Below are 19,345 nucleotides of genomic sequence, written 5' to 3'. Positions count from 1 at the left end.
AGCCGGGATCAGTCCTGGCGGCTGGTCACTTCCAGCAGGTGATAGCCGAACTGGGTCTTGACCGGACCCTGCACCACATTGATCGGGGCGCTGAATACCACGGTGTCGAATTCCTTGACCATCTGGCCTGGACCGAACGAACCCAGATCGCCGCCCTGACGGCTGGACGGGCACGAGGAGTTGGCTTTGGCAACTTCAGCGAAATCGGCGCCGGCTTCGATCTGAGCCTTGAGTTCGTTGCACTTCTCTTCGCTGGAAACCAGGATGTGGCGGGCAGTGGCTTTGGCCATGGGTAAAATTCCTTTCAATAGCTTTAAAGGTGTTGAGCCTACCGGAATCACTGACCGGTTGTTGTCAAAAATGCGTCAAAACCTTGAGTCTGTCGATCAAAGGCCGGCTTTGCGCAGGCGTTCGGCGTGGCGCACGTAAAGCTCCACCGGGTCTGTACCCTTGCGGCTGCAACCGGCTGTCTGGTTGATGGCGTCCATGTGGTCCAGTGGATAGTCAGAGCGAATGACCTTGCCCAGGTGCGAGCTGAAGCGTCCCACCAGGCCGTCGTTCTGCCCGGCTTCGGTGATGAAATACTCGGAAAAGGCCCGGCAGAAACCCTGCAGTGGGTCCATCGCATTGCACGCTCCGTTCTCGGAGTCCGGCAACGTGCCGCTCCATGAGTAGTAGCGCACCCCGTTGACCCTTTGTGCTCCGTTGCCGCCCCAGTGTTTGGGCAGGCCTTGGGGGTATTTGTCATTGAACGCGCCTACGCCTTCGGTGGTCAGCGCCGCCAGTGCTGCGATGGCCGCGTGTGGCAGTTGCGCCTGGCCGCCCAGCAGCGAGATGAAGTCTGCAAAAAGCGTGGCGACTTTATCCGCCACATGCTCTGGCAGGCGCCCCGGGGTCAGGGCTTTGTAGAGGAAATCAATCAGTTCGGAGCCATGATTGGGGCCGCTGACCGAGGTCACCGAGGCCACCCTGTCGGGGGCAACAGCGCCGGCGTATCGGGCGGCCAGCGCGCCCTGGCTGTGACCGATCAGGTTGACCCTGGTGGCGCCGGTGCCGCTCAGGATCCGATCGATCTGTGCCAGCAGTTGTTCACCACGGGCTTCATTGGAATGTGTCGCTGACAAATAGGGGATGAACACCCGGGCACCGGCGGCGCGTAATGCCTGTTTGATCCCGTGGAAGAGTTCGAAGCCGCCGACCCTGTCAAACCCGAACAACCCATGGACCAGCAGGATGGGAAATTGAGTGGTTGCATTCCGTTGCATGTTCGTACCTTTTTCGAAGAGGTTCCTGTTGAATTCGCGACGTCACTCTAATGCAGGCTTGTGCTGGACGGTGTAGGAAGAAACCGCAGTGCTCTGCTGAAAACGGAATAGAAGAAGTGGGAAGGGTCCGACTGGAGCCGGACGGATCTGAGCGTATCGGGATACTTCCGATTGCCCTTGGCGCTTGCGGCTACAACTTCACCGGCACCAGGCCACTCCCGTGGTCGTCTTGTCTGACTGTGGGTTTGGGACGGTCGAGGTTTAATGGCTTCATCGGGTGCCGCGATATGAACGCGGTGCCTTTATCCAAGGACTGGAGCCTATGTATGACCACTTACCCATCTGCCCCGCGAGCCCGGCTCGCACCCCTGACGAAATTGCCGGCCCCGTTTCTGGCAGCGGCCACGGCAGGGGTGATCAACCCCGCTTGGCGCAAGGTCGTCATCACCGTCAAGCCATATCCAATGATGACGTGCGGAGATGAAGTGCTGCTGTTCTGGCACGGACTCAATTCAGACGCCGAACCCTATCGGCATGAAGTGCGAAGGTTCATCACTGAGCGGCATGTGGGGCGAGATGTCGTTTTTGTTGTGCGCGAGCCGCATATCGCCGAGCTGGACGGCGGCTCGCTGGAGATCAGCTACCAAGTGACGAGCAAACGGCTGCCGGCCACGCTGGTTTCCCAGCCTTTGCAACTGGATATCGGCGATGTTTCCTTGCAACTGCCGGCCGCCGTTGCCAACGATGCCGTGGGCGGCAGCCTGGACCCGGCGCGGGTGCCCGAAGGAACGTGCGTGACCATCAAACCCTATTCCAGAATGGCCGTCGGCGACCGGTTGATCCTGATTGCCAGCAACGACTCCAAGGCCGTTTGGCGCGATGTGCTGGATATCGAGGCTCATGCCGTCGGCCGCGAGGTAGCGTTCTGGATCGATCATTCGCTGATTGCCCCTCATGAGGGTCAAAGCCTGAGCCTGACCTATGTCGTCCGGCGCGGACATTCGGTGCGTCGCGCCGAGCCCCTGTCGTTGCACCTGGGGCCTTTGCGACGTCCTGCTCTGAAAGCGCCGCGGATTGCGGGATTGAACGCGGGCGGGCTGGATGTCGACGGGTTACAGGAAGGGGTGAGTGTCGTCATCGACGATGCCGGGCTTGAGGCTGGCGAGCTGGTCTGGCTGCAGTGCAACGGCAGTTACGCGCATGTCGCCGAGCGCGAAATCACCGCGGCGACGGCAGGTCAAGCGCTGACCTTTGTAGTGCCTGCGGCGTTCTGGCAGGACCAGTGCGGCAGATCGGTGCACTTGTTTTATCAGGTCGAGCGCCTGGACGATGTGAGCCAGCATTCGGAGTGGGTCACCGTCCAGGTTCGCTCCGAGACAAAAAGCTGAGCGCCCTCGCTGGGGAGGGCGCTTTCAGGATTCAGGCCGACACCAGTTGACGATGGGCCTGACGCAGCAGTTGCTCGGTGGTCGCCCAACCCAGGCAGCCATCGGTCACCGATACGCCGTAACGCAGCGACGGGCCCAACGACTGGCAACCTTCGAACAGGTGGCTTTCCAGCATCATGCCGATGAGGGAGTGGTTTCCTTGCAGGCGCTGTTCCAGGACGTCGTTGAACACCTGAGGCTGGCGCAACGGGTCTTTGCCACTGTTGGCGTGGCTGCAATCCACCATGATCCGGGTCGGTATTTTCAGGCGGGTCAGGTCATTGTGTATCTGTGTGACGCTCTGGCGGTCATAGTTCGGCCCGCGATGGCCGCCGCGCAGCACCAGATGAGTGTCGGGGTTGCCCTGGGTCTGGATGATCGCCGGATGCCCCTGGCTGTCGACGCCGAAATGCCGATGAGGATGGGCTGCCGAGCGCATGGCATCGCAGGCGATGCCAACACCGCCGTCCGTGCCGTTCTTGAAACCGACCGGCATGCCCAGGCCGCTGGCCATTTCCCGGTGGATCTGCGATTCGGTGGTACGCGCGCCGATGGCGACCCAACTGAGCAGGTCATCGAAGTAGTTGGCGGCCATGGGTTGCAGCAGTTCGGTGGCCACAGGCAGGCCCAACTGGAGCATTTCGCGCATCAGTTCCCGGGACAGCGTCAGGCCGCCGGCCATGTCATCGCTGCCATCCAGGCCAGGGTCGTAAGCGAGGCCTTTCCAGCCTACCGTCGTGCGGGGTTTTTCCACGTAGGCGCGCATCACCAGCAGCATGCTGTCGCTGACTTCATGGGCCACGCGCGCCAGGTTGGCAGCGTATTCGAGGGCCGATTTCGGGTCGTGGATGGAGCAGGGGCCGACAATGACCAGCAGGCGGGAGTCCTCGCCGTCGAGGATCGCGCGGATTGCCTGACGATGGGCATTGACCTGTTGGCTCAGCGCCGAGCTGAGGGGCAATTGTTGCTTGAGTTGCAATGAGCTGGGCAGACGCAGGGTCAGGGCTTCATTGGCGGGGTTTAGCGTGGACAGCGGCAAAGCAGAGACGGACGAATTCATGATCTGGTTTCCTGGGCGGGCAGCGGGTTCATTCCCGCGCGCCGGCCCTATTGGGGTGTTCGACAATTGGCCGTATTGGCCCGCAACTGAGGCTTGCCACCGGTAGGTGACCGATCGGAGGCGGCAGGCTGTCCCGAGCGGTGGCTGGTAAATCGCCAGGCGGAAAAACTGTCGTAACGGTAATAAGTGGCGTAGTTCATGGCTCAATCCTCAAGTTTGTCTGGTGTCGCAAAAATGTGTGGGGCTGAAAAAACAAAACCCCCGGTCGGGAGGCCGACCGGGGGTTAGAAAACTCTGGAAGGCGACCCGTTTAAATTGGGCGCCGGTTGGGTATCAGGCGCGCCAGTGGCTAAACCAATACCCAAAATAAAAGCTGACCGGAGTCTGAACACTGTTCGCCCAGGCAGCCGCAACCGAGCGCTGGGCGCTGGCGGTTTGAAGCGATGCGAGGGCGTTGAACATGGTCTGTCTCCGATGAATGGACCTGAGCTTACTAGAGCAGGGTGGGCCGGTTCAATCAGAAAATTCTATCGTGGGTATGTGATTGTTCATCCTGGCTTGAGTCCGGCGGGCTTTGTGACAAACTTTGGGTTTGCACCTTCTCTCGATCTGGCTTTCGGCCTGAGCGAGTTGCGGTGCCCGACGGTTATCGGGCCCAGTCGTATGGGTGACCACGCTTTGAAGAGGTACACATGAGTTTCCAGTGGCGTGCGGCAACGGCCGAGGACATCGCCTTTGCCCGGCAACTGACGTGCATCAACATGCTTCCCTATTACTTGCACCATGATTTGTTATGGCAGGACGAAGCATTCGATCTGGCCTGGATCATTCGTCAGAACTGGATCATCTGCCGCGAGGGGCAAGCGTTGGGTTTTGTCAGCCTCAGTCGTGATGCCCGGGCGTTGTATATCCGGGAGCTACAGATTGCCGAGGCATTTCGGGGGCAGGGCGCCGGCACCTGGGCGATCGGTCAGGTTTGGGACATGATGATGCAGGAGCGTCGCCCGGCGTTACGCCTGACGGTTTTCAAGAACAATCCGGCCAGGGTGCTCTACGAGCGCATGGGGCTGCAGGTGGTCGGCGAGGATGAATGTTTCCTGAGGATGGAACGGGCCGCCAGGGCTTGAGGCCTCGGATTGCGTGCCTGTGAAAGACGCGTTGTAACTTTTATATGTCCCTTTGCGCTAGGTCTGCCGGATGGTTTTTGCTAAGGTGTTGGGCAACCCAAATAAGACCAAATCGTGAGGTGTCTGCTTGATTAGGGTGTTAGTGGTCGACGACCATGATCTCGTCCGTACGGGCATTACACGAATGCTGGCTGATATCGACGGTCTGCAGGTGGTTGGTCAGGCTGAATCCGGGGAAGAGTCCCTTATCAAGGCGCGTGAACTGAAACCCGACGTGGTACTGATGGACGTCAAGATGCCAGGCATCGGCGGTCTTGAAGCCACGCGTAAACTGCTGCGCAGCCACCCGGACATCAAGGTGGTCGCGGTGACCGTGTGTGAAGAAGATCCGTTCCCGACCCGGTTGTTGCAGGCGGGTGCTGCGGGTTACCTCACCAAGGGCGCCGGCTTGAACGAGATGGTCCAGGCCATTCGCCTGGTATTTGCCGGTCAGCGTTACATCAGCCCGCAAATTGCCCAGCAGCTGGCAATCAAGTCGTTCCAGCCGACCAATGAATCGCCCTTCGATGCGCTGTCGGAACGGGAAATCCAGATTGCCCTGATGATTGTCGGTTGCCAAAAGGTGCAGATCATCTCCGATAAGCTGTGCTTGTCGCCTAAAACCGTCAACACCTACCGTTACCGAATCTTCGAGAAGCTGTCGATCAGCAGCGATGTCGAGTTGACGCTGCTGGCGGTGCGCCACGGCATGGTCGATGCCAGCGCCTGATAATGACTGAACTGTTTGATCCAAGTGCTTTCCTGTCCACATGCAGCGGTCGCCCAGGCGTCTATCGCATGTTCGACAGCGATGCGCGTCTGCTTTACGTCGGTAAGGCCAAGAACCTCAAGAAGCGTCTGGCCAGCTACTTTCGTAAAACCGGCCTCGCGCCAAAGACCGCCGCCCTGGTGGGGCGCATCGCGCAAGTCGAAACCACCATCACCGCCAATGAAACCGAGGCCTTGCTGCTCGAGCAGACGCTGATCAAGGAATGGCGGCCGCCGTACAATATTCTGCTGCGTGATGATAAGTCCTACCCGTACGTGTTTCTGTCCGACGGGGCATTTCCGCGTCTGAGCATCCACCGCGGGGCCAAGAAGGCCAAGGGCCGGTATTTCGGTCCTTACCCCAGCGCCGGGGCGATCCGTGAAAGCCTGAGTCTGCTGCAGAAGACCTTCTTCGTTCGCCAATGCGAAGACAGCTATTACAAGAACCGTACCCGACCATGCCTGCAATATCAGATCAAACGCTGCAAAGCGCCTTGCGTCGGGTTCGTCGAACCCCACGTCTACGCCGAAGACGTGCGCCACTCGGTGATGTTTCTTGAAGGTCGCAGCAATGCGTTGACCGACGAACTGTCGGCGGCGATGGAGGACGCGGCGGTCAATCTTGAGTTTGAGCGGGCTGCCGAGCTGCGTGACCAGATCGGGCTGCTGCGCCGCGTGCAGGATCAGCAGAGCATGGAAGGTGGCAGCGGCGACGTTGACGTGATCGCCGCGTTCATCAACCCGGGTGGCGCCTGCGTTCACCTGATCAGCGTGCGCGGCGGTCGGGTGCTGGGCAGCAAGAACTTCTTTCCCCAGGTGGGTATCGAGGAAGACGTGGCCGAAGTCATGGCGGCGTTTTTGGGCCAGTACTACATCAGCAGCCCGGAGCGCGACCTGCCTGCCGAGTTGATCGTCAATGTGGTCCACGAAGACTTCCCAGCCCTGGTCGAGGCCATTGACAAGCTTCGTGGTCGTGAACTGACCATCAGCCATCGCGTGCGTGGCACCCGGGCGCGCTGGCAGCAACTGGCCGTGACCAACGCCGAACAGGCCCTTGGCGCACGCTTGGCCAACCGCCAGCATGTGGCGGCACGGTTCGATGCCTTGGCCGATGTCCTTAACCTGGACGAGCCGCCGCAGCGGCTGGAGTGCTACGACATCAGTCACTCCAGTGGCGAAGCGACCGTGGCCTCTTGTGTGGTGTTTGGTCCGGAGGGCCCGATCAAGTCCGATTACCGGCGCTACAACATTGAGGGCGTTACCCCGGGCGATGATTATGCGGCGATGCATCAGGCGCTGATGCGCCGGTTCGGCAAGCTCAAGGACGGGGAGGGCAAGCTGCCGGACATCCTGCTGGTGGACGGCGGCAAAGGCCAGCTGTCCATGGCCCGCGACGTATTGAACGAGCTGATGGTCCCCGACCTGATCCTGCTGGGCGTGGCCAAGGGCGCAACCCGCAAGGCCGGCTTCGAGACCTTGTACCTGAACGATGCGGCCCATGAGTTCACCCTGAAAGGGGATTCGCCGGCGCTGCACCTGATCCAGCAGATCCGTGACGAAGCACACCGTTTCGCCATTACCGGACACCGCGCCCGCCGGGGCAAGACCCGCCGTACATCGACGCTGGAAGGTGTGGCAGGGGTCGGCCCGACGCGACGTCGCGATCTATTGAAACATTTTGGTGGATTGCAGGAGCTGTCTCGTGCCAGCATCGAAGAGATAGCCAAAGCTCCCGGTATCAGTAAAAAGCTCGCTGAGTCGATTTATGCAAGCCTGCATAGCGAGTAGAATGCCCGTCAACCTCGCAGCCAGTTGTGCCGATGAATATCCCAAATCTGATTACCGTACTCCGCGTCCTGCTCATCCCGATCTTCATTTTGCTGTTCTATTTGCCGTACCACTGGAGCTATGTGGCCTCCGCCTCGGTCTTTGCCTTCGCCGCCGCCACCGACTGGCTGGACGGCTACCTGGCCCGACGCCTGGAGCAGAGCACGCCTTTCGGCGCCTTTCTGGACCCTGTGGCCGACAAGCTGATGGTCGCGGTCGCTCTGGTACTGCTGGTGCAGGAACACGGCAACCTCTGGCTGACCTTGCCGGCGGCGGTGATCATCGGCCGCGAGATCGTCGTATCGGCACTGCGCGAATGGATGGCCGAACTGGGCGCCCGTGCCCAGGTGGCGGTATCGAACCTGGGCAAATGGAAAACCGCCGCGCAGATGCTGGCGCTGGTGATCCTGCTGGGCAACCCGGCCAACTTCAATTTCTGGGTGCTGTTGGGCTATGCACTGTTGCTGATCTCCGCAGGCCTGACATTGTGGTCGATGGTTCAGTACCTGCGCGCCGCCTGGCCGCATCTGCGCACTGACGTAGACCCGAAATAAAAGTTTTTTGAATCAAAGGGTTGACGGCGTAATCTGAATCTATAGAATGCGCCACACCAAGACGCGGGAATAGCTCAGTTGGTAGAGCACGACCTTGCCAAGGTCGGGGTCGCGAGTTCGAGTCTCGTTTCCCGCTCCAAAATTCAGAAAAAAGCCACTCAGATGAGTGGCTTTTTTTGTGCCTGTGAAATACAGACCCAATGCAAGCTCGCCACAGTTCTGAGCCCTGGGCGGCAAAGCGTGTTGGCGATAGCTTGCGGTGGGATGAGAATTAGCGGTTTTCAGAGAAATCCTACGCGCAACTCAGTTGCGCCTAGGATCTTCGTACTTTCAGTACGCGGCCACCAGACCATCCTTCCGGGGATCAGTGCCACCCACATAACCATGAGTGGTGCGCTGGATAATCTGCGCGCCGCCAAAGGCGAATACGCCGTTAGGTTCTTCGATAACTATGTCGTGGCCTTTGGCACGCAAGGCTTCGACCACCTGTGGGTCGAATGCACGTTCCACTGCGACTTTCAGGCCAGATTCGAGCCTCCAGCGCGGTGCGTCTGCGGCGGCTTGCGGGTTCTGTTTGTAGCGCAGGATGCGCATCATCATTTGCAAGTGACCCTGTGCCTGCATCGGGCCGCCCATCAGGCCGAAGGACATCAACGGCGTGCCGTCGGCGTTCATCACAAAGCCGGGGATGATGGTGTGGAACGGACGTTTGCGCGGTGCAACGTAGTTGACGTGCTGCGGATCCAGGGAGAAGCCCGCGCCACGGTTTTGCAGGCTGATGCCGGTGCCAGGCACCACGACACCTGAGCCGAAGCCCATGTAATTGGACTGGATGAACGAGATCATCATGCCGCTTTCATCGGCCGCCGACAGGTAAACGGTGCCGCCCGGTTTAGGCGAACCATGCCCCGGATTGGCGGCCTTGTCGGTGACGAGACCGGCGCGCTCCATCAGGTAGGTTTTGTCCAGCAGATGTTCGGAAGGCACGCGCATGTGGTCGTTATCCGCCACGTGTTCGTCCAGGTCGGCAAGGGCCAGCTTCATGGCTTCCAACACTGGGTGCACGGTTTCCAGGCTGTCCACTGGATGCTCGCCGACGCCCAATGCTTCGAGCATAGTCAGGCCGGACAGGGTAGCGATGCCCTGGCCATTAGGTGGCAATTCATGAACCACGGCGCCGGCGTAGGGCACCGACAGGGTGTCGATCCAGTCCACAGTGTGGGTCGCCAGATCGTCGAGGCTCATGACGCTGCCATTGGCGTTGGCATGGGCGATGATGGCTTGGGCCAGTTCGCCGCGATAGAACGCTTCGCCTTTGGTTTGGGCGATCAGCTCCAGGGTGCGGGCGTGATCCTTGAGCCGGATTTTCTCCCCGGCCTGTGGTGCTTGGCCGTCGGGCAGGAAGCACTCGGCAAAACCCGGCTGATCCTTGAGCCGTTCAGCGCCGAGCTTCCATAGCTGGGCTATGATCGGGGTGACTTGGTAGCCATCCCGAGCATAGCCGATGGCCGGTTCAGCCAGGCTGGCGAAAGGCAGTTTTCCGTAACGCTCGGACAGCTCGACCCAGGCCGAAACCGCCCCCGGCACAGTCACCGCTGGCCAGCCGCGCTGGGGCATTTTGCTCTGCCCGGCGAAAAACTCAGGGGTCCAGGCTTGCGGTGCGCGACCGGAAGCATTCAGTCCCTGCAACTTGCTGCCGTCCCAGACGATAGCGAAAGCGTCGCTGCCGATCCCGCAACCGGTGGGCTCGACCACGGTCAGGACCATGGCGGCCGCGATGGCCGCGTCGACGGCGTTGCCGCCCTTGCGCAACATGTCCAGCCCGGCCTGGGCGGCCAATGGCTGGGAGCAGGCGACCATGCTACTGCCCATCACTGGCGAGCGTGCCGAAGCGTAGGGTTGGCTGTAATCCAGATCATCAAACATTAGCGTTTCTCTTTGGCAGAAAAAGTTAGCCCTTGGGGTCCAGCGCATCACGCAAACCATCCCCCACCAGGTTGAAACACAGGACCGTAATGTAGATCGCCACGCCAGGCGCAATCGACATCCAGGGTGCCTGCTCCATGAAGTTTTTCGCGGTGTTGAGCATCGATCCCCAGGAAGGCGAGGGCGGTTGCTGGCCCAGACCGAGGAACGACAGACTGGCTTCAGCCAGAATCGCCGAGGCGATGGTCAAGGTGGCTTGCACAACCAATGGCGACATCACGTTGGGCAGCACGTAGCGCAGGATGATCCAGCGATCCGGCAAGCCAATGGCACGAGCACCTTCCAGGTAATCTTCGTGTTTGATGGCCAGCACCTGACCACGGGTCAGTCGGGCAAAGATCGGCATGGCTGACAGGCCGATGGCGATCATTGCGTTGGTCAGGCTCGGGCCAAGGAAGGCGCCCAGCGCAATCGCCAATACCAGAAACGGGCAGGACAACAGCGCGTCCATGACACGGGAAATCATCGCTTCGAGTTTGCCGCCGAAATAACCGCCCAACAGGCCCAAAGGCACGCCGATGGCCATGGCGATGACCACCGAAACACCACCGGCCAGCAACGAACTGCGAGCGCCCCAGAGCAGGCGGGAAAACAGATCGCGACCCAGTTCGTCAGTGCCCATCCAGTAGATCAGCGATGGTGCCTTGCGGACCGCGAGAAAGTTGGCTTTCAGCGGGTCATGGGGCGCAATCCAGGGCGCCAGCAAGGCCGCCAGGATAAACAGCAGCAACACCGCCGCGCCGAGTACCGCGCCTTTGTTGGCGAGGAATTTCTTCACGAACGGCGAGCGGCTGCGGGGTGCGATCACGCTATGAGGGAGGCTGGAAATAGCGGTCATGAAGCAGTCCTCAGACGCGGATTAATCATCCGGTACAGCACGTCGGCGAGCAGGTTCAGCAGCAGGAAGCCAATTGCGATGCACAGCACCACGCCTTGCACCACGGCGTAATCACGATTGAACACGGCGTCGACAATCATCTTGCCGAAGCCAGGGATGCTGAAGACTTGCTCGGTCAGCACTGCGCCGCCGAGCAGTTCACCAAACAGCAGGGTTGTCAGGGTCACAATAGGCATCAATGCATTGCGCAGGGCATGCTTGAGGATCACCGTGCGCGGGCGCAGGCCCTTGGCCCGGGCGGTGCGCACGTAGTCAGTGCGCAACACTTCAAGCATGGCGCTGCGGGTATGGCGCATGAGAATCCCCGACAACCCTGCGCCGAGCACGAAGGCCGGCAGGATCAAGGTCTTCAGGTTTTGCCCGAAGTCCTCGCCCACGGGCACGAAACCCGAGGCCGGCAGCCATTGCAGTTTCACGGCGAAGACCATGATCAGCAGGATCCCCAGCCAGAAGTGCGGAATCGAGATCCCCGACAGCGCGATGACATTGGCCCCGTAATCCACGACGGTGCCTTTGCGTACGGCCGAGATAATTCCAGTGGGGATGCCGATCAGCAGTGCGATCAACAAGGCCAGCACTGCCAGCTCCAGGGTCACCGGCAACTTGGACGCCAACAGCGTGGTCACCGGTTGTTCGGTGCGCAGCGAAGTGCCGAAGTCGCCGGTCAGCACATTGCCGACCCAGTTCAGGTACTGCACGGGGATCGGGTCGTTGAGCCGATACTTGTCGCGCAGGTATTCCATCACCGCCGGATCGCGCTCTTCACCGGCCATGGCCAGCACCGGGTCACCCGGCAACAGTTTCTGCAGGGTGAAGACGAAGAGCGAAACCAGGATCAGTGTCGGGATCGCACTGAGCAGGCGTCGCAGGATAAACATCAGCATGCCGGACCCTCGTTTGTGCGGCGATCATTCACAGTCATGGCTTGAACGCGACGTTGTTCAGACGAATCAGGCCATCCGGGCTCGGTACGAAACCAGTCACGTTGTTACGCATGGCCATGATTCGCGGATCGAAATACAGATACGCGGTCGGCACTTCGTCAGCCAGCAAACGCAGGGCTTCGTTGTACAGGGCCTGACGCTGGGCAACATCGTTGACAGTGCGGGCCTTGTCCAACAGCTCGTCGAGTTTGGCGTTGCAGTATTTGCCGTCGTTCTGGCCGCCCTTGCAGGTCACGAACTGGTGAATGTCGCCATCCGGATCAGGACGGCCCGACCAGGCGCTCATGCCGATCTGGAAGTTGCCGCTTTGCTGTTCGCTAAGCATGGTGGCGTATTCAGTGGCAATCAGATTGACCTTGAAACCCGCTTCTTCAGCCATGGCCTGAATGATCTGCCCGACCTGTTGTGCGATAGGGTTGTTGGCGACTTTCAGGTCCACTGCCAGTGGCAGCTTCACGCCTGCTTCGGCCAGCAAGGTCTTGCTCTTTTCCACATCGCGGGTCGGGATCGGCAGATCCTTGTCGTAGTACGGGCTGTTTTTCGGAAATGGTTGGGCGCTCGGCGCATACAGGCCTTCGAACACCACCTGGTTGATCGCATCACGGTCGATGGACAGCTCGAATGCCTTGCGCACGCGCTTGTCTTTGCCCATCGGCGAGTTGGCCTTTTCGCCGTTGTTAATGTTGAACATCAACTGCATGTAGCCAAGCCCTGGCGTGTTATAGACCGCCAGCTTGCTGTCCGCCTTGGCGGTTTTCACGTCGGTGGGGGCAACCCGTTCGATGATGTCCAGGTCGCCGGAACGCAGGTTGGCCAGACGCACCGAGGTGTCCGGAATCGGCAGGAAAATCACCTTGTCGAAGTGATAAGCCTGCTTGTTCCAATAGTTGTCGAAGCGCTCCAGCACAATGCGATCCTGCTGCACGCGCTGGACGAATTTGTAAGGGCCGGAGCACACCGGTTTGGAGGCGAACTCACCCTGGGCGGCCTTCGGCGCAAGCATCATTCCGGCGCGGTCCGAGAGTTGGGAGACCAGAGTGGCATCCGCTTGCTTGAGTTTGATGGCAACGGTTTTGGCGTCGATCACTTCAACACTGTCCACCGAGGCCAGCTCGCTCTTGCGCAGGGAGTCGGGCAGGGTGCGAGCGCGGTCCAGGTTGAACTTCACCGAGGCAGCATCGAACGCTTCGCCGTCGTGATAAGTCACGCCTTCGCGCAGAGTCATGGTCAGGGTCTTGCCGTCTTCGCTCCAGTTCCAGGCAGTGGCCAGTTGTGGGGCGTAGGTCAGGTCCGGGTTCACATCCACCAGCTTGTCGCACAGTGCGGTATAGACCAGACGGCCCGCATAGGTACGCGAACGATGCGGGTCGAGCCCATCAGGATCGTCCTGAATGCCGATGCGCAGGGTGGATTCGGCAAAGGCGGCGTTGGCGGCCAGCAATAACAAGGTTCCTGTCATGACGCGTGCAATTTTCATGGCTGGCTCTCCACTGCAAGGGATTGATGGTTCTTGAACAGATTCAGGCGCTGGGTGTAGGCAGCGCTGGGTGTCGGCAAAATCAGGGTGCCTGCACCGGCATTGGCGATTTCACGCCAGAAGTGGCACGCCACCTGACGCTCGGCCTCGACGGTTTCCATCACCGGCACCACTTCTTTGCACAGCGCCCGGGCGTGCGGGCAGCGGGTATGGAAGCGGCAACCCGATGGCGGGCGGCTTGGGCTCGGCATGTCGCCGCCCAGCAATGGGCGCGGCCGGCGCAGGTCCGGGTGGCTGACCGGCACGGCGGCCATAAGCGCCTGGGTGTAAGGGTGCAGAGGGTTTTCAAACAGGCCGTTGACCGGCGCCAGTTCGACGATTTCCCCCAAATACATCACGGCTACTCGGTCGCTCATGTGGCGGATCACGGCGAGGCCGTGGGCGACAATCATCAGGGTCAGACCGAATTGATGCTTGAGGTCCTCCAGCAGGTTGACCACTTGCGCCTGCACCGAAACGTCCAGCGCGGACACGGGTTCGTCACCCAGAATCAAACGCGGGTCAGACGCCAGGGCTCTCGCAATGCCGATGCGCTGACGCTGGCCACCGGAGAACTCGTGAGGGTGGCGGCCGCCGTGCTCGGGCGCCAGGCCCACGGTGCGCAGCAACTCGGCGACTTTGGCCTGGCGGTCGCTGCGGCTGGCATCGCTGTGCAGCCAGATAGGCTCACCGACGATGGACTCCACAGTCATGCGCGGATTGAGCGAGGCAAACGGATCCTGAAAGATGATCTGCAAATCACGCCGCACTTGGCGCAGCTTTTCCGGGGTCAGATTGGCCAGGTTGCGGCCTTCATAAATGATGTCGCCCGCCGTAGGTTTGAGCAGGTTGAGCAGTAGACGGCCGAGGGTTGATTTACCCGAGCCAGACTCGCCCACCAGCGCCAGGGTTTCCCCTTTGCGCACCGACAGATTGACCTGATTGACCGCTTGCACCGGCGGCTTCTTGCGCTGGAACAAGCCGCTTTCCACCCCGAAGTGTTTGCTCAGGCCGATGCCGTCGAGAATGATTTCAGGGCTTGCACGCTTAACTATTTGGCGTTCAGAAAGGCTCACGCGCTGACTCCCATATGCTGTTCCAGTGGCGCACGAATGCACGCGGCGAAATGTCCGGGGGAAAGCTCAAGTAGCGGCGGGCGCGCCTCGCGACATGCCTGAATCGCAAAAGGGCAGCGCCCGGCGAATCGGCAACCGGTGGGCATTTGCGCAGGCGTCGGGACGCGACCATTGATGGTTGCCAGGCGACCTTCACGTGGGCCAATCGATGGCATCGAACCCATCAGGCCGATGGTGTACGGGTGCTGCGGGTCATCGAACAGGGTTTTTACCGGGCCGCTTTCCACCACTCGCCCGGCGTACATCACCATCACGTCGTCAGCGACTTCGGCGACCACGCCCAGATCATGGGTGATCAAGATCATGGCCGTGCCGGTTTCAGCCTGCAGATTGGCGATCAGCGACAGGATCTGCGCTTGAATGGTCACGTCCAGAGCAGTGGTGGGTTCGTCGGCAATGATCAGCGCCGGATCGTTGGCCAGGGCCATGGCAATCATTGCCCGCTGCCGCATGCCGCCGGACAGTTCATGGGGGTAGGCGTCCAGGCGTTGCGCAGCGTCAGGTACGCGGACCTTTTCGAGCATTTGCAGGGCGCGCTGACGGGCGTCCCTGGCCGACAGACCCTGATGGCGGATCACGCTTTCGGCGATCTGCTCGCCAATGGTGAAGACCGGGTTCAAGGAGGTCATGGGCTCTTGGAAAATCATCGCCATGCGGTTGCCGCGCACATCCAGCAAGCGCTCGTCGGGCATGCCCAGCAAGGCTTCATCGAGAAGGGCGGATGTACGGGCGGCGATCTTGGCGGTGTCGGGTAGCAAGCCCATCAGCGCCATGGACGTAACGCTTTTACCACATCCGGACTCTCCGACGATGGCCAGGGTCTTGCCGCGCTGGACCGAGAACGAGACGCCGTCCACGACATTGGCGGGCGCGCCTGCAAAGCACACGGTCAAGTTGCTGACACTCAATACCGTGTCGGTGGCCTGAGTTGTGGTGCTCATAAACTTGCCTCCAGATCTTGATTGATGACGTTGTCCAGCGCTTGTTGCAGCGCGCGCAAATGGCCACGCATGGCCGTGGCGGCCTTGATCGGATCACGGTTTTCGATAGCGTCGACAATGTCGTTGTGGTCGTGGCTGTAGGTGTCGAGGCGATCGGCGTTGCGAGCCCGCTGACGCAGCTCACGCCAGGCCGGGTCGAGCCGGATCGCATCGAGCATTTCAAAGATATCCAGCATCAGGCGGTTACCTGCGGCCTCGGCGATCCCGCGATGCAGGGCGCTGTCCCACAGCTCAATGCCCTCGGCATCGGCAGGCTCGGCGGCCTGTTGGTGTCTGGTGCGTTCGGCAAGGCGGCGCAAAATTGCTATCTGGTCGCCGTTGGCTCGAACCGCCGCCAGGGACGCCAGTGCCGGTTCCAGATGCAGGCGCGCTTCCATAACCTCGCTGAAGTTGGTCCGCCCGGACAACCGTGCAAAGCTCATGGCCGCACTCGGTGGCGTAGGGCCGACGAAGGTTCCTTTGCCTTGGCGCCGCCAGATCTGCCCTTCGGCTTCCAGCACCGCCAGCGCCCGCCGGATGGCCCGGCGACTGAGGCCAAAATCGGCGGCCAGATCCCGCTCGGTCGGCAATGCCCGGTGCGGGAAGGCAGCATGTTGCGCAACCATCTGCCGCAAGGCATCCAGCGCTAGTTTCGAAGTGTTGTCGATGGGTGTGTCAGGGTCGAACCTTTGCATTGTGGTACTCGCGCCAGAGTATAAAAAACGGCTCCGAGCTGACTGTGTGCAGGAGATCGAGGCAAAAGAGTAAGTGCAAGCGCGATGCCAATTGAAATTGGTTCGCCTCGGGATTAGCGCTATGTGCTTAGCTATTACTCAGGGGCAGCGGCGGCGGGGGCCGATAAGCAAGGGTTCGTCGGGTTGGTTCAGGGGATTAAAGAGGATTGGTTCGTGGATGATTGAACCAATTTCCGCCGCTTATGCAGATTGTGCATCGATTCGTGCGTAGTGCGCCGGGGTGGTGCTTGGTATTGATCACGGTGTGCGGCTTAGGTCGGTTGCAGTTTCAGAATCAAGTTCATTTGAATGGGCGGATGATGCCTATGCCGTCTATGGCGGCAAGCCCTCAAACGTCGCAGCCAGCGTAATCGGCTTCAATGGTCACGCTACGGACGCCTTGCTGACCTCTACATACCTAGACCCAGAAATGCACATCCTTACCCTGAGGATCGCTTCGCGTCACACACCCGAGGCAGGAGCCGTATGCGGTAGTTCCGCACGTACGGATCTGTGCGGGGGGCGGCAGGTAACTGCCGTCCCTACCGCGACCGAAAATCGAACGCCCTTGTTTTTCATCTCGCACAATGATGGCCAAGTTGACGGTGCCCGCCGTATAGCGGGCACCGCTTCCTACATGGGGAAAAGGCTTAAACGCCTGCTTACCAGCTGTAACTCACTTTGGCGGTAATCTCGCGACCCGGGTTGTAGAAGTTCGCTGTGCCGGAACCGACCACGTGCTGCTCATCCAGCAGGTTGCTGACGTTCACCGCAAGGTCGGTGCCTTTGGCGATCTCGTAGTTGAAGGCGGCGTCGAACAGCGTGGTGCCATCGCTTTTGCCGGAGTTGGCTGCATCGAAGTAATAAGAGCCGACGTAGCGCGCACCCAAACCAACGCTGACATCAGTGCCAGGCACGTCGTAATAACTCCAGAGCGAAGCGGAATGCTTGGGTGCCGTGGTGAACTCATTACCCTTCAGGGAGCTGCCGTCGTACAACGAACCGCGCAGTACCTCGGACTCCATATAGGAGTAGCCACCAATCAGGCTGAGGTTCCGCGTCACCTGCGCCTTGGCCTCCAGGTCGAGGCCACGCGCCCGCGATTCGCCCACCGTCTGTTGCTCAATGATGCCGCTCGGCAGCACTACGGCGATGGTGACGTTTTCCTGGGTCAAGTCATAAACGGCTGCGGAGAACAGTGCGTCCATTCCCATCGGCGCATACTTCACGCCCACTTCGTACTGCCTGCCCGTCTGCGGTGTTACGCCAACCTGAGGCGGCGAGACGGATTCCACCATGCTCACATAGGTGGACACCTCATCGTTGACGATATAGGTCAACGCACCTCGGTAGGAGGTTTCGGAGAAGTTGTCTTTCTCAGTGGATTGCAAGCCTTTGCTGGTAAGGTCCATCGAGTCGTTGCGCATACCCGCGGTGACGATGAAACGCTCGTAGAACGATAGGTTCTGCTGAAGGAACACGGCCTTGGTGGTCGCGTCTCGCTTGTTGACGGCATACGGTGTGATTGAGCGTGGAACGCCAGTAAACACGGGATTTGCAATGTCAATCGGGGTCGTCAGGGCGTAGACCGAGCTTTCCTTGGTGGTCGAATCGAGGTACTCCACGCCCACCAGGCTACTGCTGTCGATGTTCTCGAAGCGGGCATCGTATTGCAGCATCAGATTGCCGTTGAACTGGTCGGCCTCACTGTCCGTTCCAAACAGATACCGGTCAACGCTAGTACCGACACGTGCGGCGCTGTCGCTGATGTAAACGTAGCCAAAATCATCGGTCAATTTGCTGTAACGCAGGTTGCTGCGCAGTACGAAGCCGTTGTCGAAGTCATGGGTGACGTTACCGCTGAGGCTGGTGCGCTCGACATCGTGAAAGTTGTAGCTGGGTTCACCATAAAACTTGCTGCGGTCGTATTCCTTGTCCAGCGGATAGCCGCCACTGTTGGGCGAACTTTCAGTTTTCAGATAGTCCAGAATCACGGTGGCTGACGTGTAATCCGTGGGCGCCCAGGTGAGGCCACCCATCACCAACCGGTTGTCGTCCTGTGAGTGATCGTACTCGCGGTCGCTGTTTTGGCCTTTGGCAGTAAAGCGGCCAGCCAAGGTTTTCTCGTCGTTCAGCGCATCCCCCACATCGATGCCTGTCTCTACATGGTCAAACGAACCGTAGGTCACATAGCCTTGGCCAAACTGCTCGAAGCGCGGCTGTTTGGTCACGAAATTCACCGAACCGCCCGGGTCCGCTGGGCCAAACAGCGTGGAGTTGGCGCCACGCAGAATCTCTATGCGTTCATAGGCGAATGGATCTTCGCGTACGCCGCGCATCGAACTCAGGGTCAAGCCGTCACGGTAGGTAGTAGCCTGGAAGCCCCGGATCTGGAAATAGTCGTTGCGGTCATCCGTACCATAGAAGTCACTGACCACGCCCGGCGTGTATTGCAGCGCCTCTTCCGTGGTACTGACGCTGCGTTGCTCCATTTCCTTGTTGGTAACAACCGACACCGAGGCCGGTGTATTGAGAATGCTGGTTGCCACCTTGCCGCCAACCCAGAGCTCCTTGGCGACCACCGAGTTGGCGTCGTCGTCGGCACTGACCCTGACCTTGGCATTGATGATGAGGGGGGCAAGGCGGTAGTCCTCGACGTCTGTTGCGTCGAGCTCCAGCGGGCCGGCGGGCTTTGGTTGAGGGAACAGTAGATAGGCATTCGGACCTTGCTGTTCGATTTGCAATTCGCTCCCCTGCAGCAACGATGACAGCGCTGCCGACGTATCGAGCGTGCCATTCACGCCAGCAGTGGTGCGGTTCACTACACTCGATGCGTCGAAGGAAAGACTGATGCCAGCCTCGCGCGCAAAGCGGTCAAGCGCTGGCGCCAGTGGGCCGGCAGCGATGTTCCACTGTTTCACTTGATTGCTGTGGTCAGCGCTCGACGTTTGCGCCAGCGATGGCAATGCGTAGCTGCTTACGATCAAACCCAAAATCGCACCGTGCAAGGCACGATTTAATGGATGGCGCTGTGAAACAGGGGACGAACTCATTTTCTCGCTCCAAGAAAGGACATCGGCAGAC

16 protein-coding genes and 1 tRNA gene are annotated in these 19,345 nt (G+C 60.0%); 6 read left to right on the top strand and 11 right to left on the bottom strand.

Annotated elements, in window-relative coordinates:
* Window positions 1-8 precede the first annotated feature (8 nt).
* Both AC3I65_RS16095 and AC3I65_RS16090 read right to left on the bottom strand, forming a co-directional pair.
* Window positions 9-290: a peptidylprolyl isomerase gene (locus AC3I65_RS16095; RefSeq protein WP_007898306.1), complete on the bottom strand. Its 282-nt coding sequence runs from the start codon at window positions 288-290 to the stop codon at window positions 9-11.
* Window positions 291-386: 96 nt separating this feature from the next.
* Complete coding sequence (locus AC3I65_RS16090) at window positions 387-1,265, bottom strand: esterase/lipase family protein (RefSeq protein WP_047227853.1); 879 nt, start codon at window positions 1,263-1,265, stop codon at window positions 387-389.
* 326 nt (window positions 1,266-1,591) lie between these two features.
* Between AC3I65_RS16090 and AC3I65_RS16085 the strand changes: the two genes are divergently transcribed.
* Window positions 1,592-2,653 carry a hypothetical protein gene (locus tag AC3I65_RS16085; RefSeq protein ID WP_488523992.1) on the top strand — a complete coding sequence of 354 codons (1,062 nt, stop codon included), beginning with the start codon at window positions 1,592-1,594 and terminating at the stop codon, window positions 2,651-2,653.
* Window positions 2,654-2,684: 31 nt separating this feature from the next.
* Here AC3I65_RS16085 and AC3I65_RS16080 read toward each other — a convergent pair whose 3' ends face one another.
* Window positions 2,685-3,752, bottom strand: a complete 1,068-nt coding sequence (locus AC3I65_RS16080) for a 3-deoxy-7-phosphoheptulonate synthase (protein ID WP_488523991.1) — start codon at window positions 3,750-3,752, stop codon at window positions 2,685-2,687.
* A gap of 692 nt (window positions 3,753-4,444) precedes the next feature.
* On the opposite strand from AC3I65_RS16080, the gene AC3I65_RS16075 reads away from it, so the two are divergent.
* From AC3I65_RS16075 to AC3I65_RS16055, 5 genes are all read left to right on the top strand, one after another.
* Window positions 4,445-4,879, top strand: a complete 435-nt coding sequence (locus AC3I65_RS16075; protein WP_076384052.1) for a GNAT family N-acetyltransferase — start codon at window positions 4,445-4,447, stop codon at window positions 4,877-4,879.
* A 127-nt stretch (window positions 4,880-5,006) separates the two neighbouring features.
* Window positions 5,007-5,648: a response regulator transcription factor GacA gene (gene gacA, locus AC3I65_RS16070; protein ID WP_024781217.1), complete on the top strand. Its 642-nt coding sequence runs from the start codon at window positions 5,007-5,009 to the stop codon at window positions 5,646-5,648.
* A gap of 2 nt (window positions 5,649-5,650) precedes the next feature.
* Window positions 5,651-7,474, top strand: a complete 1,824-nt coding sequence (gene uvrC, locus AC3I65_RS16065) for an excinuclease ABC subunit UvrC (protein ID WP_139049667.1) — start codon at window positions 5,651-5,653, stop codon at window positions 7,472-7,474.
* A 32-nt stretch (window positions 7,475-7,506) separates the two neighbouring features.
* Window positions 7,507-8,067: a CDP-diacylglycerol--glycerol-3-phosphate 3-phosphatidyltransferase gene (pgsA, locus tag AC3I65_RS16060; protein WP_047227859.1), complete on the top strand. Its 561-nt coding sequence runs from the start codon at window positions 7,507-7,509 to the stop codon at window positions 8,065-8,067.
* A 63-nt stretch (window positions 8,068-8,130) separates the two neighbouring features.
* Window positions 8,131-8,206, top strand: a tRNA-Gly gene (locus AC3I65_RS16055).
* A 191-nt stretch (window positions 8,207-8,397) separates the two neighbouring features.
* Here AC3I65_RS16055 and AC3I65_RS16050 read toward each other — a convergent pair.
* The 8 genes from AC3I65_RS16050 to AC3I65_RS16015 form a co-directional block, all read right to left on the bottom strand.
* Window positions 8,398-9,993 (bottom strand): gamma-glutamyltransferase family protein, encoded by a 1,596-nt coding sequence (locus tag AC3I65_RS16050; RefSeq protein WP_488523990.1) that lies wholly within the window; start codon window positions 9,991-9,993, stop codon window positions 8,398-8,400.
* Window positions 9,994-10,018: 25 nt separating this feature from the next.
* On the bottom strand, window positions 10,019-10,891 hold the full coding sequence (locus tag AC3I65_RS16045) for an ABC transporter permease (RefSeq protein ID WP_160894208.1): 873 nt from the start codon (window positions 10,889-10,891) through the stop codon (window positions 10,019-10,021).
* Window positions 10,888-11,835, bottom strand: a complete 948-nt coding sequence (locus tag AC3I65_RS16040) for an ABC transporter permease (RefSeq protein WP_076384071.1) — start codon at window positions 11,833-11,835, stop codon at window positions 10,888-10,890. The genes AC3I65_RS16045 and AC3I65_RS16040 overlap by 4 nt, the downstream gene beginning before the upstream one ends.
* A 34-nt stretch (window positions 11,836-11,869) precedes the next feature.
* Complete coding sequence (locus AC3I65_RS16035; RefSeq protein WP_288911242.1) at window positions 11,870-13,372, bottom strand: ABC transporter substrate-binding protein; 1,503 nt, start codon at window positions 13,370-13,372, stop codon at window positions 11,870-11,872.
* A complete protein-coding gene (locus tag AC3I65_RS16030; protein ID WP_305466221.1) occupies window positions 13,369-14,487 on the bottom strand; it encodes an ABC transporter ATP-binding protein in 1,119 nt (372 codons plus the stop codon). The genes AC3I65_RS16035 and AC3I65_RS16030 overlap by 4 nt, the downstream gene beginning before the upstream one ends.
* Window positions 14,484-15,488 carry an ABC transporter ATP-binding protein gene (locus AC3I65_RS16025; RefSeq protein ID WP_109755293.1) on the bottom strand — a complete coding sequence of 335 codons (1,005 nt, stop codon included), beginning with the start codon at window positions 15,486-15,488 and terminating at the stop codon, window positions 14,484-14,486. Before AC3I65_RS16025 ends, AC3I65_RS16030 begins: the two co-directional genes overlap by 4 nt.
* Window positions 15,485-16,222, bottom strand: a complete 738-nt coding sequence (locus AC3I65_RS16020; RefSeq protein WP_076384075.1) for a FadR/GntR family transcriptional regulator — start codon at window positions 16,220-16,222, stop codon at window positions 15,485-15,487. The genes AC3I65_RS16025 and AC3I65_RS16020 overlap by 4 nt, the downstream gene beginning before the upstream one ends.
* Window positions 16,223-16,923: 701 nt before the next feature.
* Window positions 16,924-19,314: a TonB-dependent siderophore receptor gene (locus AC3I65_RS16015; RefSeq protein WP_107322700.1), complete on the bottom strand. Its 2,391-nt coding sequence runs from the start codon at window positions 19,312-19,314 to the stop codon at window positions 16,924-16,926.
* Between the last annotated feature and the right edge of the window lie 31 nt (window positions 19,315-19,345).

It is taken from the genome of Pseudomonas sp. N-1-13 (genome assembly GCF_057787095.1).
This window is presented reverse-complemented; position numbering and strand designations above follow the sequence as displayed.

Bases quoted from the DNA above. Each gene is read 5' to 3' on its own strand.
- AC3I65_RS16045 (WP_160894208.1), bottom strand. From the start codon at position 10,891: ATGACCGCTATTTCCAGCCTCCCTCATAGCGTGATCGCACCCCGCAGC.
- AC3I65_RS16020 (WP_076384075.1), bottom strand. From the start codon at position 16,222: ATGCAAAGGTTCGACCCTGACACACCCATCGACAACACTTCGAAACTA.
- AC3I65_RS16035 (WP_288911242.1), bottom strand. From the start codon at position 13,372: ATGAAAATTGCACGCGTCATGACAGGAACCTTGTTATTGCTGGCCGCC.
- AC3I65_RS16085 (WP_488523992.1), top strand. From the start codon at position 1,592: ATGACCACTTACCCATCTGCCCCGCGAGCCCGGCTCGCACCCCTGACG.
- AC3I65_RS16090 (WP_047227853.1), bottom strand. From the start codon at position 1,265: ATGCAACGGAATGCAACCACTCAATTTCCCATCCTGCTGGTCCATGGG.
- pgsA (WP_047227859.1), top strand. From the start codon at position 7,507: ATGAATATCCCAAATCTGATTACCGTACTCCGCGTCCTGCTCATCCCG.
- AC3I65_RS16095 (WP_007898306.1), bottom strand. From the start codon at position 290: ATGGCCAAAGCCACTGCCCGCCACATCCTGGTTTCCAGCGAAGAGAAG.
- AC3I65_RS16050 (WP_488523990.1), bottom strand. From the start codon at position 9,993: ATGTTTGATGATCTGGATTACAGCCAACCCTACGCTTCGGCACGCTCG.
- AC3I65_RS16080 (WP_488523991.1), bottom strand. From the start codon at position 3,752: ATGAATTCGTCCGTCTCTGCTTTGCCGCTGTCCACGCTAAACCCCGCC.
- AC3I65_RS16040 (WP_076384071.1), bottom strand. From the start codon at position 11,835: ATGCTGATGTTTATCCTGCGACGCCTGCTCAGTGCGATCCCGACACTG.
- AC3I65_RS16015 (WP_107322700.1), bottom strand. From the start codon at position 19,314: ATGAGTTCGTCCCCTGTTTCACAGCGCCATCCATTAAATCGTGCCTTG.
- AC3I65_RS16075 (WP_076384052.1), top strand. From the start codon at position 4,445: ATGAGTTTCCAGTGGCGTGCGGCAACGGCCGAGGACATCGCCTTTGCC.
- uvrC (WP_139049667.1), top strand. From the start codon at position 5,651: ATGACTGAACTGTTTGATCCAAGTGCTTTCCTGTCCACATGCAGCGGT.
- AC3I65_RS16025 (WP_109755293.1), bottom strand. From the start codon at position 15,488: ATGAGCACCACAACTCAGGCCACCGACACGGTATTGAGTGTCAGCAAC.